The organism is Marinomonas spartinae (assembly GCF_016461715.1).
GTDB classification, from domain to species: domain Bacteria; phylum Pseudomonadota; class Gammaproteobacteria; order Pseudomonadales; family Marinomonadaceae; genus Marinomonas; species Marinomonas spartinae_A.
In genome coordinates this window covers 23,332-36,101 of record NZ_JAEMUI010000025.1, presented here as the reverse complement: position 1 = coordinate 36,101, position 12,770 = coordinate 23,332, and the positions used below count along the sequence as shown (strand labels likewise).

General features: G+C 46.9%; 12 protein-coding genes. 6 read left to right on the top strand and 6 right to left on the bottom strand.

Annotation, left to right across the window (positions count from 1 at the left end):
* Window positions 1–80: 80 nt before the first annotated feature.
* The gene (locus JHD45_RS19045) at window positions 81–1,001 is read right to left on the bottom strand and encodes a LysR family transcriptional regulator (protein WP_199478060.1); all 921 of its coding nucleotides are present in this window, start codon (window positions 999–1,001) and stop codon (window positions 81–83) included.
* Window positions 1,002–1,167: 166 nt separating this feature from the next.
* Here JHD45_RS19045 and JHD45_RS19040 point away from each other — a divergent pair, with 166 nt between their 5' ends.
* From JHD45_RS19040 to JHD45_RS19030, 3 genes are all read left to right on the top strand, one after another.
* Window positions 1,168–2,658, top strand: coding sequence for a CoA-acylating methylmalonate-semialdehyde dehydrogenase (locus tag JHD45_RS19040; protein ID WP_199478059.1), 1,491 nt, complete (start codon window positions 1,168–1,170; stop codon window positions 2,656–2,658).
* A gap of 191 nt (window positions 2,659–2,849) precedes the next feature.
* Window positions 2,850–3,467: an alpha/beta hydrolase gene (locus JHD45_RS19035; RefSeq protein WP_199478086.1), complete on the top strand. Its 618-nt coding sequence runs from the start codon at window positions 2,850–2,852 to the stop codon at window positions 3,465–3,467.
* 54 nt (window positions 3,468–3,521) lie between these two features.
* Window positions 3,522–3,845, top strand: a complete 324-nt coding sequence (locus JHD45_RS19030) for a DUF1289 domain-containing protein (protein WP_199478058.1) — start codon at window positions 3,522–3,524, stop codon at window positions 3,843–3,845.
* A gap of 24 nt (window positions 3,846–3,869) precedes the next feature.
* On the opposite strand, the gene radA is transcribed toward JHD45_RS19030, so the two are convergent.
* The 4 genes from radA to glnK form a co-directional block, all read right to left on the bottom strand.
* Window positions 3,870–5,258, bottom strand: coding sequence for a DNA repair protein RadA (gene radA / locus JHD45_RS19025; RefSeq protein WP_199478057.1), 1,389 nt, complete (start codon window positions 5,256–5,258; stop codon window positions 3,870–3,872).
* 90 nt (window positions 5,259–5,348) lie between these two features.
* Window positions 5,349–6,896, bottom strand: coding sequence for a GNAT family N-acetyltransferase (locus tag JHD45_RS19020; protein WP_199478085.1), 1,548 nt, complete (start codon window positions 6,894–6,896; stop codon window positions 5,349–5,351).
* A 163-nt stretch (window positions 6,897–7,059) separates the two neighbouring features.
* Window positions 7,060–8,340 carry an ammonium transporter gene (locus tag JHD45_RS19015; protein ID WP_199478056.1) on the bottom strand — a complete coding sequence of 427 codons (1,281 nt, stop codon included), beginning with the start codon at window positions 8,338–8,340 and terminating at the stop codon, window positions 7,060–7,062.
* Between the two features lie 40 nt (window positions 8,341–8,380).
* Window positions 8,381–8,719: a P-II family nitrogen regulator gene (gene glnK, locus JHD45_RS19010; protein WP_067012896.1), complete on the bottom strand. Its 339-nt coding sequence runs from the start codon at window positions 8,717–8,719 to the stop codon at window positions 8,381–8,383.
* A gap of 624 nt (window positions 8,720–9,343) precedes the next feature.
* Here glnK and JHD45_RS22450 point away from each other — a divergent pair.
* The gene (locus tag JHD45_RS22450; protein WP_199478055.1) at window positions 9,344–9,739 is read left to right on the top strand and encodes an accessory factor UbiK family protein; all 396 of its coding nucleotides are present in this window, start codon (window positions 9,344–9,346) and stop codon (window positions 9,737–9,739) included.
* 13 nt (window positions 9,740–9,752) lie between these two features.
* Here the strand turns inward: JHD45_RS22450 and JHD45_RS19000 are convergent, their stop codons facing one another.
* Entirely contained in the window at window positions 9,753–9,968 is a 216-nt protein-coding gene (locus JHD45_RS19000; RefSeq protein ID WP_199478054.1) for a TIGR02450 family Trp-rich protein, read from the bottom strand.
* A 127-nt stretch (window positions 9,969–10,095) separates the two neighbouring features.
* Between JHD45_RS19000 and JHD45_RS18995 the strand changes: the two genes are divergently transcribed.
* Window positions 10,096–11,607 (top strand): YifB family Mg chelatase-like AAA ATPase, encoded by a 1,512-nt coding sequence (locus JHD45_RS18995; protein ID WP_199478053.1) that lies wholly within the window; start codon window positions 10,096–10,098, stop codon window positions 11,605–11,607.
* A 182-nt stretch (window positions 11,608–11,789) separates the two neighbouring features.
* On the top strand, window positions 11,790–12,764 hold the full coding sequence (locus JHD45_RS18990) for a bile acid:sodium symporter family protein (RefSeq protein WP_199478052.1): 975 nt from the start codon (window positions 11,790–11,792) through the stop codon (window positions 12,762–12,764).
* Window positions 12,765–12,770 lie beyond the last annotated feature (6 nt).

Here is a 12,770-nt window from a genome sequence, read left to right as displayed (position 1 = left end):
TCTTTAGGGCTAAAGAAGAGCATTAACGTGAGGCCTTTGCACGACGTCGTGAGCGAAGGCGAGACAGCCGGGCAATGGTCTTAGCGTGTTTTATCTAATTCTTCTAAAAAAGTTTCTAGCACTAGGTTAGCACGGGCCCCTTTACGGGTAATGGCAGAGAATCGCGTCACGTATTGACACGCTTGAGGTAAGATGGCTCTCATGCGGCCGTCGATACGTTCATTGCCGGTCCAACGCTCTGCTACATGGTCAGGTAAAAAGCCAATGTAGCGGCCAGTCAGAATCAAAAACGCGATGCCTTCTCGGTCTGTTGCGGTTGCACTGGCTTTTAACGGTTGGTGTTGGGTTTTAATCTCGGGTGTCTGGGCGTAGGCAGGTAAGACGGCATCGTACTCTTTCAGCCTATCTATACTGATATCACTGTCTGCTTGCTTAAACAATGGGTGGGTATTACTGCAATACAGTTGGGAGGTTTCTTCGTATAAATCCCGATAGTCTAATCCACTTAGAATTTTTAAATTGGGCACAATGCCGACATGCAACTTACCGTCGAGCACACCGCGTTCCACATCGGTCGGTGGAATCATGCGAATATTAATGGCGACTTGTGGGCCTTTGTCCTTCAGTGCTGCCAAAGAGTGCGTAATTCGAGTATAAGGCAAAGTGACCAGATTGTCGGTAATGCCAATATTTAGCTCACCTTGCAAATGCTGGTGGAGGGCGTTGATCTGAGTACGAAAATTTTCTAAAGAAGATAAGAGTTGTAGGGTGTGTTCATAAACTTGGCTGCCTTCATTGGTTAACGAGAACCCAGAACGTCCGCGTTGGCACAGACGAAAGCCTAGCCGTGTCTCTAAATCCGAGATAGCAATACTAATAGCGGCTCGACTGATGTTTAAATCGACCTCTGCCGCTGAGAAACCACCACATTCCACCACCGTTTTAAAGATCCGCAAAATGCGTAAGTCGGCGTCACTCACTTGTCCTTGCAGTTTACTCATAATGGCGAAGGCCTTAGGTTAGTTAAGTAAAGCTTTATCTAAGGGTTAATAAATTCAACTTTTTCTAATCTAAGTCTCTTGGCATAGTAATGTCAATATTAGGGCGGCTTATTCTTATTTGTCCGTCGTTGTGACATCCATATGAGACTAACTATTTGGAGTATTCATGGAAACCATAGGGCATTTGATTGGTGGCAAGCCATCTCAAGAATCTTCGCGCACGCAAGATGTGTTCAATCCCGCGACAGGCGAAGTAACCAAAAAAGTCGCCATTGCATCTAAGGAGACAGTGGAAGAAGCCATCGCTGCCGCTCAAGCTGCCTACCCAGAATGGCGCAATACCCCACCAATGAAACGCGCTCGAATTATGTTTCGCTATAAAACCTTGTTAGAGGAAAACGCCGATCGTATCGGGGAATTAGTGGGTGGTGAGCACGGTAAAATTTGTCACGATGCGGCAGGGGAGCTACAGCGTGGTATTGAGAACGTGGAGTACGCCTGTGGTGCGCCAGAGTTATTAAAGGGAGAGTACAGCAAAAATGTTGGCCCAAGCATCGATTCCTGGAGTGAATTTCAACCACTAGGCGTTGTTGCGGGGATCACCCCCTTTAACTTTCCTGCCATGGTACCGCTTTGGATGTTCCCCATGGCAATCGTGTGTGGCAATACCTTTGTATTAAAACCTTCCGAGCGGGACCCAAGTGCAGCTTTGTTGCTTGCCGAGCTATTACATGAGGCAGGTTTACCGGCTGGGGTGTTTAATGTGGTCAATGGGGATAAAGTGGCGGTAGACACCTTGTTGGAAGACAAACGTGTGAAAGCGGTGAGCTTTGTGGGTTCTACACCGATTGCCGAATACATTTATCAAACCGCTTCAAAACATGGCAAACGCTGTCAGGCATTAGGTGGTGCGAAAAACCACGCCATTGTGATGCCGGATGCCGATATGGATAACGTCGTCAGCCAGTTGCTGGGGGCGGCCTTTGGTTCCTCTGGTGAGCGCTGTATGGCATTGTCTGTTGCAGTCACCGTTGGCAAAGCTGCTGGGGATGCGTTGATCGAAAAAATGTCGGCGGCCATGGCACCTTTAAAAGTAGGTGAATATTCCGATGCGAAAAACGACTTTGGCCCTGTCATTACCAAAGAGCATAAAGATAAAGTCGTTGGCCTGATCACCAGTGCCGAAGAGCAAGGAGCTAATGTGGTGGTTGATGGTCGTCAAACGGTTGTCAAGGGCTATGAAAATGGCTTCTTTGTAGGGGCGACGCTCATCGACAATGTGACGCCTGAAATGGAAAGTTATCAGCAAGAAATCTTTGGTCCGGTGTTGCAGGTTGTGCGAGTGGACACCATGGAAGAAGCGATGCAGTTGATCAACGACCATGAGTATGGAAATGGCACTTGTATTTTTACTCGTGATGGGGAAGCGGCCCGATACTTTTCTGATCACATTGAAGTGGGGATGGTGGGGATCAATGTGCCTCTTCCTGTTCCCGTGGCGTACCACAGCTTCGGCGGATGGAAGCGTTCGTTATTTGGTGATCTGCATGCGTATGGTCCGGATGGAGTACGTTTTTATACCAAACGAAAAACCATTACCCAGCGCTGGCCTTCTGCAGGCGTGAGAGAAGGCAAGAGTTTCGCTTTTCCGTCTTAATTGATTGATCAGTGATCCAGTATGAAAAATGGTCGTGCATTTATCGCGGCCATTTTTTATGTCTTATATAAGATGAAGGGCGGGATTCTACTATTCAAAAAATCGGTGGTATAGTGCTTAGAAGAACACTTATTGTCAGCTAAAAGTGTTGTCTGTAAGCGTAGACTATTAGAAGAGCTGGTTGAATGACTATGGATAAGAATAATCAGACCCCTTTCGTGGTACTGGCGAGAACCATCATGCTGTGTGCGGTGTTTTTATTGACCAGTTGTGCCTCGGAGCCTCCCCATGCTGATGATGTTGCCGCTAAAGATCCCTTACGAATTTATGTGAGCGGTAACAAAGCCTATCTATCCGGTATTCTTGGCAGAGACCTCACCAGTCAATTAAAAAATATGATACGCAAGCACCCCAATGTGACGGATTTGGTGCTGGTCGATGTGCCCGGTACGGATGACGAAGAGGCGGTTATCGAAAGTGCTCGTCTGATTCGCTCCCTTGGGTTGAATACTCATATTGCTCGAACCGGCTATGTGCTCTCCGGCGGTGTGGATTTGTTTTTAGGTGGAGTAAAGCGAACCATAGGGGCGGGGGCTGCTGTGGGGGTGCATACGTGGATTGATGAATCAGGTAAATTGCCTAAAAATAACGATGTGAGTGATTCCATCAATGCGACCTACATCAATTTTTATTTGTCCATGGGGGTGCCCGAACGTTTTTATTGGTTTTCTCTAAAGGCGGCACCAGCGGACCGAGTGTATTTCCTCTCTCCAGAAGAAATGTACGATTACAAACTGATTACCGAATAAGCTATGCTTTCTTAAGGTAGAGGTTGATTTTTGATAAACATAGACGGAGGGGAGATGGAACAGATTGAGCTTTTTGCTATTGAAAGCCCCTGCCGTGGTATCTGTGTGAACAGTGCTAAAGGGTTTTGTAAAGGTTGTTTGCGTAGCCGTGAAGAACGCTTTGAATGGTTTTCTTTATCGAATGAGGCACGATTTATTATTTTGGAACGCTGTAAACAGCGTCGTCAGCGTTTACTTCGAGCCCGAGAGGAGCGGCTTAATCAGCATTCTGAAAAAGCCTTACCCTATGGCATGGATGAAGAGGTCATTGGGGATCAGGAGAATGAAACTCCAGCCGAAGCCGAATTATTTGAGTTAACGCAAGAGTCCTTTTATTAACCCAGCTTTCTGCTTAACCTACCGTTAGCGATCAAAAATCGCATCGAGTGCTTCCGATAGCCGATCCACACCAATTACCTTCATCCCTTCAATGGGCTTCTTAGGGCAGTTGGCTCGAGGAACAACGGCCTTGGTAAAGCCATGTTTGGCGGCTTCGCTGATGCGTTCTTGCCCTGACGGGACGGGACGAATTTCACCAGACAAGCCTACTTCACCAAGGACGACCAAATCATGGGGTAATATCTGGTCTCGAAAGCTTGATACCACGGCTGCAATGGCCGCTAAGTCGGCGCTGGTTTCTAATACCTTAATGCCACCGACGACGTTTAAATAGACGTCTTGATCAGCCGTCAATAATCCCCCGTGTTTGTGGAGAACCGCCAGTAGCATCGCCAGACGATTGTGATCAAACCCTACAGTGACGCGCCGTGGATTACCCAGTGCAGAGTCATCCACCAAGGCTTGCAGCTCGACGAGTAATGGACGAGTGCCTTCCCAAACGACCATCACCAGACTGCCCGCAGCGGGATGATTACTGCGATTTAAGAAAATAGAGCTTGGGTTTTTGACTTCTCGTAAGCCGTTTTCCAGCATGGCAAATACTCCCAGTTCATTAATCGCGCCAAAGCGGTTTTTCATGCCGCGTAAGGTGCGAAAGCGAGAGTCTTCCGATCCTTCTAATAACACCGAGCAATCTACCATGTGCTCAAGCACTTTTGGGCCGGCCAGTGAACCATCTTTGGTAACGTGTCCAACAAGCAAGACTGCGGTTTGGGTTTGTTTGGCAAATCGGGTGAGTACAGCGGCACTTTCGCGTACCTGTGAGACGCTACCTGGAGCGGATTCCACGCCATCTAAGTGCATGACCTGAATAGAATCAATAACCATGACTTTCGGTTTAACTTGTTGGGCGATGGTTAGGATGCTTTCTACATTGGTTTCAGAAAGCATTTTTAGATTTTTGGTTGGCAAACCTAGCCGTTGAGCACGCATGGCTACTTGCTGTAAGGATTCTTCCCCCGTGACATAAAGGGCACTTTGTTGTTGCGCTAGCCAGCACATGGTTTGTAATAGCAGGGTACTTTTCCCCGCACCCGGATGACCGCCAATCAGTACCACGCCACCAGGAACGAGCCCACCGCCGAGTACCCGATCAAACTCGCTTGCCCCTGAACTAAAACGAGGTACTTCCCCTAAATCGACCTCGGATAAATCTTGAATACCCGTGGTGGATCCGGCGTACCCTTGATAGCGTGGGTCTTGACTGGCAGAAACGCGGGCAGATGTCTTGCCAGAGGTGAGTTTTATTTCTGACAAGGAATTCCACGCGCCACAGGCTTGGCATTGCCCTTGCCATTTTGCGTAGTCTGCGCCACATTCGTTACATACAAAGGCTGTTTTTGCTTTGGCCATAATGAGTCTTCTGTCGTAAAAAAGATCATGGCCTTAAACGGCCATGATCGGGGGATAACATGTTTAGTTTACTTTGGGTAATAGCCGATTCTAACCCAAATCTAAATCCTTATTCCCTTTCCATTGAATGGAATACAGATCCAAACGTCGATCTTTCAGGTTGTTTACTGACCCCTCACTGCGCGTTTGTTTGAGTTTGTCTAAGTCCAAATCAGAGAACATCAGCATTTCGGTATTCGGGGTGGTTTCCGCCATGACGGCATCGTGTGGATAGGAGAAGTCGGATGGGGAAAAGACGGCTGCCTGGGAATATTGCACGTCGAGGTTTTCGACTTGAGGCAAGTTACCACAGCTACCACAAATCACCACATAGCATTCGTTTTCAATAGCACGGGCTTGAGCACAGTTACGCACACGTAGATAACCGTTTTTGGTATCCGTCCAAAAGGGCACAAACAAAATATCCATGTCCTGCTCGGCCAGTAAACGGCCCAGCTCGGGGAATTCCACATCATAACAAATCAAAATACCAACACGCCCTGCATCGGTGTCGAACACACGCAGTTCGTTGTCTCCTTGGATGACCCAATCGCGGCGTTCGTGTGGCGTAATATGGATTTTACCTTGTTCTTCAATGGTACCATCACGACGGCACAAGTAGCTCACATTGTATAAATCATCCTCTTCAATCACGGGCATGGAGCCAGTGATGATATTGATGTTATAGCTGACCGCCATTTGCGACATTTCCGTGACAAACAGCTCGGTAAAGCTTGCAAGAAAGCGTACCGCCTCGGTCTGATTGGTTTGATCAGGGCTTAACCCCATCAATGGCGCATTGAAAAACTCGGGGAAAAGGGCGAAATCACTTTTATAGCTCGACAAGGCATCAATGAAATATTCCACTTGTCTGAGTAGCTCTTCAACATTCGCTACTTCCCGCATTTGCCACTGTACTGCACCGATACGAACTTGTGTTTTACGGGACTTCAGTACGGTTGTTTCAGGCTCGTAGAAGATGTTTTTCCATTCAAGAAGGGTTGCGTAGCCTTGCGACTTTTCATCTTCAGGCAGGTAACTTTTTAATAAACGCGTTACCTGAAAATCATTAGAAAGTTGGAAGGATAAAATCGGGTCGTAAATTTTACGATCACTGACGGCATCCAAATATTCTGCTGGGGTCATCTCATCGGAATGTTCGTGATAGGTCGGAATACGACCACCCGCGAGGATCGCACGCAAATTATGTTGGCGGCACAGTTCTTTACGTGCCTCGTATAGGCGACGTCCTAGTCTGAAACCACGGTACTCTGGATGAATTAATACATCCAAACCGTACATAGCATCGCCGTTACGGTCATTGAGAATGGTTTCTTTTTTACCGATAAGATCTTCATAAGTATGGGGGTTACTAAAACGTTGGTAGCTCACTTGAACCGAGAGCGCGATACCAACGATATCCCCATGGTCTTCAAGACAAATTTGTCCTTCAGGAAAGTCGTTAATGAGTTTACTAATGGTGTGCTCAGACCAAGCCCCACCGATGTCGTTATAGACTTGGTCCATAAGTTCTTTTACTTGTTCGTAATCCGCGTGTTCTATATTACGGATTTTTAAATGCATATCTTCAAGCATAATGGCCTCTATGGTGTCTTTTGGACAAGTCTTACTGTTATGTGGGTGAATGTCACTTTATAAAGCCTTAATTCTGCTTTTATTCCCTAAAAAAGAAAACCCCGCCGAGGCGAGGTCTTGTCTGATCAGTAGCAAATCAGTAAATAAAGAGAGCTAACTGAACGTGTTAGTTTTTGGCAAATTCAGGGTAAGCTTCCATACCGCATTCCGACAAATCAACACCTTCGTACTCTTCTTCTTCAGAGACGCGAACGCCCATGACGGCTTTGATGATCAGCCAAACAATCAAGCTAGTGACAAACACCCAAACAAAAATTGTCACCGCACCGGCGATTTGGCCGAAGAAGGTTGTGCCAGTGTTTGTTAGTGGCACAGCTAATAGACCCCATAGGCCCACCACACCGTGAACAGAGATGGCACCCACTGGATCGTCTATTTTCAGTTTGTCTAGTGTCAGGATGGCAATAACCACTAAAAGACCGCCGACAACACCGATGAACGTAGCACCAATAGCCGAAGGCGTAGAAGGTTCAGCTGTAATGGCCACCAAGCCAGCTAATGCGCCGTTCAGCAACATCGTTAGATCCGCTTTTCCGAACAGAATACGAGCGAGCAGTAACGCTGCTACAGCACCACCCGCAGCGGCGGCATTGGTATTTAAGAATACCACTGCGACGGAGTTGGCGCTGGTAATATCACCTAGCTTCAGAACAGAGCCACCGTTGAAACCGAACCAGCCCATCCAAAGGATGAAGGTGCCCAGCGTCGCTAGTGGTAGGTTTGCACCAGGAATGGCGCGAACTTCGCCATTTGGACCGTATTTTCCTTTACGAGAGCCCAGCACAAGTACACCAGCCAATGCTGCAGACGCACCGGCTAAGTGGACGATACCAGAACCTGCAAAGTCAGAGAAACCCAGATCGCCAAGGCTATACATACCAAATACAGAGCCGCCACCCCATGTCCAGTTGCCTTCCATTGGGTAGATAAAGCCTGTCATCACAACGGCAAAGACGAGGAAAGACCAAAGCTTCATACGCTCTGCAACGGCACCAGACACAATAGACATGGCCGTAGCAACAAACACAACTTGGAAGAAAAAGTCAGAGGCATCGGCATAGACCGAGCTACCATCAAAGCCGGCTTTAGCTGATTCTGCAAGCACGGTGCTGACCAGAGTATCGGCGCTGCTGGCACCATCTAACTGAATGCCAGATAAGAACCAAGTGCCACCATACATAATGGCATAACCACAGACCATATACATGATACAAGCAATGGCGTACAAGGCGACGTTTTTGGTAAGGATTTCTGTGGTGTTTTTAGAACGCACAAGTCCCGCTTCTAGCATGGCAAAACCCGCTGCCATCCACATAACCAAAGCACCCATTACAAGGAAGTAAAAGGTATCCATGGCATATTGTAATTCGAAAATATTGTTTTGCATGTTTCGCCCCCCTTAAAGGCTTATAAGAGTCGATCGTGGATCAGACTGCGTCTTCGCCAGTCTCGCCTGTACGAATACGTACGGCCTGCTCAAGGTTAACGATAAAGATTTTACCGTCGCCGATTTTGCCGGTATTGGCTGCATTTGAAATGGCTTCTACTACTTGGTCCTTCATATCGTCAGCTATGGCAAGCTCGATTTTCACTTTTGGTAGAAAGTCCACAACGTACTCCGCGCCACGATAAAGTTCGGTGTGGCCTTTTTGACGTCCGAACCCTTTTACTTCTGTCACGGTAATGCCTTGTACTCCGATTTCAGAAAGGGCTTCTCGAACATCATCGAGTTTGAATGGCTTGATGATGGCAGTGATAAGCTTCATATCCACATATCTCCTTTAAAAAGTCTGGCTTAGTGTCGTGTTGCAGGTAAGTCCTACTATTCAATATGCGTGCCATAAATGGCAGTCACTGCAATAGTCAAGGATTTGTCGAGATTGTAAATAAAATAAGCACGCAAATAGACATTTCTCGCTCCGTTTTAGTGCGAATTTAGTGGGGGTTGGGCTCTGTTTGTGCTTTTTAGTGGTGCGATGATTTGGTTGACTTAATAGCGATTTTAGAAGGATTTAACTATCTCATTGCTTTTTATGGCAAATATCGATAACGCTTTGAGCATGATGAAAGCTATTTTCGCGGTTATAGCTCGTTTATGACTTAAAAGAGGGATCTGGGCTGCACAAAAACTAGGCATAGTGACTCAGTAGAGTGTGAGCTTTGTAAACTTCCTATGCCAGAAAAGGATTTCTTTGAGACAGTCTGTCTTATGATCTTTATACTAGTCGGTAGGAAAAGAGGTCGTTATGACGAGATGATTGTGATGAGTCAGGTGTGGTTTTCTTGGTCGCTTCTTCTTAGAGAATGCCATTAAGTCATGTTATTGTTAGTTCGTCTTGATGTTACTTACTTATACTTTATACACAGCAAACAAAAGGGGAGATGGCGAGATGATTGATCAATTTATTAAACAGCTTGGTAGTGGTCTTGAGCAAGCGGCTGAGACCTTAGGGAAATTGCCAAAAGAAGAGATTCGCGCTCAGTTAGATCAAGTGGCACGTAATACATTGAAAAAAATGGACTTGGTGACTCGCGAAGACTTTGAGTTACAGTCTGCCATGCTGGCGAAATATCGAGAGCGCTTAGTTGCTTTAGAGTCGCGTATTGATGAATTGGAAAAGGCCGCAGCGGCGCCAGCTAAAAAAGAGCCAGCAAAAAGAACACCTACGAAAAGAGCACCCGCGAAAAAGGCTGCCCCTAAAGCGGAGGCCGCTCAAGAGGAATCCACAGACAAGGCCGATACAAACAAAACTGATACGGACAAGACAGACACAAAAGACGTGTAATCTGTCGATGAGGTTATTGCCAGCCTTGTTTCCAATGGTCAGGTGACTTGAGATCCTGCCATGGAATTGTGTACTGTGTATGAGTGAGGACGGCCTCGATTACGCATTGCGTGATGATCTCTTGGTCGTCCCTGATAAGCCCTGTGACAAGAAAATGCTTTTCTTTCTTCTGAGGCGATGTGGATGTCCACTTTGATAAGAGTAGTTTTTTGGGATTAATTTGATTCATAGATGCTTGCATGCCTTCATTATTGTCTCGTGTTCTATTCGATACGCAGGAGCGCTAAATTCGGATGGTTATCGTGGCAAAAAAGAGGCTGAATTTACATAAAGAATAATGAGATCAAGGAGTGATCGTGAGTTTAGCCACAATATATGGCCGCGCCCGTGTTGGTGTTGCCTCCCCTCTTGTTACCGTAGAAACCCATATTTCCAATGGGTTGCCTTCCCTAAACATTGTTGGCTTACCAGAAGCCGCTGTTCGTGAAGCGAAAGATCGTGTGCGTAGCGCCATCATTAACAGTCATTTTGAATGGCCAACACGGCGCGTCACCATTAATCTTGCACCGGCTGATTTGCCCAAAGAAGGGGGGCGATATGATCTTGCCATCGCGATTAGCGTGTTAGCGGCGTCTGGTCAATTGGAGGAAGTTAATTATCGTGATTACGAATTTATTGGTGAATTGGCGCTGTCTGGTGAGTTAAGAGGCGTCTCAGGATTGTTACCTTCTGCTATTGCATGCCATCAAGCGAACCGACAATTGGTGTTGCCCTCAGAAAACCAACAGGAGGCGGCCTTAGTGGAAGGGGATGCCGTTCATGCCACACATCTTACGCAAGTGACGGCTCACTTACTAAAACATGCCCGTTTACCTGATTGTGTGCCTGCGCCGCCAGAGCCTCCGGCGTTAGATCATAAAGACATGAAAGATGTAAAAGGCCAATATCAAGCTCGCCGAGCCTTGGAAGTGGCCGCCGCAGGACGCCACAATTTACTGTTTATTGGGCCGCCAGGGACAGGTAAAACCATGTTAGCGTCCCGCTTACCTGGCATTATGCCCGCGATGATTGAAGAAGAAGCATTGGCGGTTGCTTCGGTGCAGTCGGTTGCTGGGCGAAAAATGGGGGTCGAGTGGCATTGGGGGGAACGACCCTTTCGCTCGCCTCATCATTCTAGTTCCGCTGCTGCACTGGTGGGTGGAGGGTCAATACCGAAACCGGGAGAGGCGTCGTTGGCACATTGCGGCGTATTATTTCTTGATGAGCTGCCAGAGTTTGATCGAAAAGTGCTTGAGGTGCTTCGTGAGCCATTAGAAAACGGGGAAGTGCATATTTCTCGTGCCCGTGGTCAAGTAACCTACCCGGCACGTTTTCAGTTGGTGGCCGCTATGAATGCCAGTAATGAAGCCTACAGCGGTGAACAAAACTATTATCAGTCCAGCGCCAGTCAAAAATACCTGAAGAAACTGTCTGCTCCCTTTTTAGATCGCATTGACTTGCATGTGGAAGTGCCGCCTCTGCCGTCGGGGGTTTTGGTTAACGCCCAGGAAGAGGGGGAAAGTAGTGAAAGTGTTCGACAGCGCGTAGAAAGAGCCGTCGCTAGACAACGGGAGAGACAAGGCGTGCAAAATGCCTTGTTGAGTGGTCGACAGCTAGAAGCCATCTGCGCATTGAGTGACGAGGACAAACAGTTTATGCAGCAAGCACTAGAAACGTTAAAGCTCTCAGCTCGCGCATATCATCGTGTTTTAAAAGTGGCGCTGACGTTAGCGGATTTGAGTGATTCGCCAGTCACCCGTGCCCACTTAATGGAGTCATTGAGTTATCGCAAAATGGAGAAAACCTTGAGTGCAGTGGTGTCTTCATAGTGTGTTTGAGGGCAGATTTGCGATGAGAAAAGCGCTTTTTACTGAGCTGGATTAACTTTTGCTCGGAGTTGTTATCATTTCGTTACAATTCGTGTTCTTATATGCTACTTGTTAATGCATGGCAATGTCGAATTTATTATCTGACGCCAAAGCAAATATCGTTTTGTATGGAGAGATAGATAGTGTTTCTGCGACTTTTTCCTGTATGGGCTGTGTTGCTCAGCGTAGTAGCGTTTTATAAACCGGCTTGGTTTAGTGGTTTTGAAGACGAGATTGTCTCTTTATTAACCTTAGTTATGTTGGCTATGGGTTTAACGCTGACACTTGAGGATTTCAAAAAAGTCTTAAAGAGTCGTGAAGCGTTGCTGGTTGGCGTCTTGCTACAATTTTTGATTATGCCATTTGCAGCGTTTTTAACGGCTTATTGCTTTGGTTTTGGCCAAAACCTCACCATCGGCATGCTACTAGTGGGCAGCGTCGCTGGCGGCACCTCTTCGGCTGTGATGTGCTATCTAGCGAAAGGGGATGTAGCCTTGTCTATTTCTATGACGGCAATTACCACTTTATTGAGTGTCGTATTAACGCCTCTGTTGATGTCATTTATGGTCGAACAAAGTGTGCATATTCCAACCATTTCGAATTTTTTGTACGTTTTAAAAATCATTTTGTTGCCTGTGGCGGCGGGCGTATTGATTAATACCTTATTTTATAAAGCGGTTCGTAAAGCCGAGCCGCTTTTGCCCTACGCTTCCATGATTGCGATCATACTGATCATTGCGATTGTGGTATCGGAAAGCGTGTCTCGTTTGACCTTAGTTGGCCCTACTATTATTGCTGCAGTCATCTTCCATAATGGCATAGGACTTGGGCTAGGGTATTGGGTAGCGTATTTACTTGGCTTTGATAAGCGGGTATGCCGTACCATAGCCCTTGGTGTTGGCTTACAAAATTCTGCTTTAGCAGTAACGCTTGCGTTTAAGTTTTTTACACCGATTGCCGCACTCCCTGGCACCGTTTTTAGTGTTTGGCACAACATTTCTGGTTCGTTATTAGCCAGTTATTGGGGACGATCTGATGTGGATGGCGATACTTGTCCTAACGCATCCTCGGTGGATCAGGCTGTGGACGTGCTCTCAATAAGGAAACGCATAAAATAGCGATAG

Coding starts and splice junctions, on each gene's coding strand:
- JHD45_RS19040 (WP_199478059.1), top strand. CDS start 1,168: ATGGAAACCATAGGGCATTTGATTGGTGGCAAGCCATCTCAAGAATCT.
- JHD45_RS19030 (WP_199478058.1), top strand. CDS start 3,522: ATGGAACAGATTGAGCTTTTTGCTATTGAAAGCCCCTGCCGTGGTATC.
- JHD45_RS19035 (WP_199478086.1), top strand. CDS start 2,850: ATGGATAAGAATAATCAGACCCCTTTCGTGGTACTGGCGAGAACCATC.
- JHD45_RS22450 (WP_199478055.1), top strand. CDS start 9,344: ATGATTGATCAATTTATTAAACAGCTTGGTAGTGGTCTTGAGCAAGCG.
- JHD45_RS19015 (WP_199478056.1), bottom strand. CDS start 8,340: ATGCAAAACAATATTTTCGAATTACAATATGCCATGGATACCTTTTAC.
- glnK (WP_067012896.1), bottom strand. CDS start 8,719: ATGAAGCTTATCACTGCCATCATCAAGCCATTCAAACTCGATGATGTT.
- JHD45_RS19000 (WP_199478054.1), bottom strand. CDS start 9,968: ATGAATCAAATTAATCCCAAAAAACTACTCTTATCAAAGTGGACATCC.
- radA (WP_199478057.1), bottom strand. CDS start 5,258: ATGGCCAAAGCAAAAACAGCCTTTGTATGTAACGAATGTGGCGCAGAC.
- JHD45_RS19045 (WP_199478060.1), bottom strand. CDS start 1,001: ATGAGTAAACTGCAAGGACAAGTGAGTGACGCCGACTTACGCATTTTG.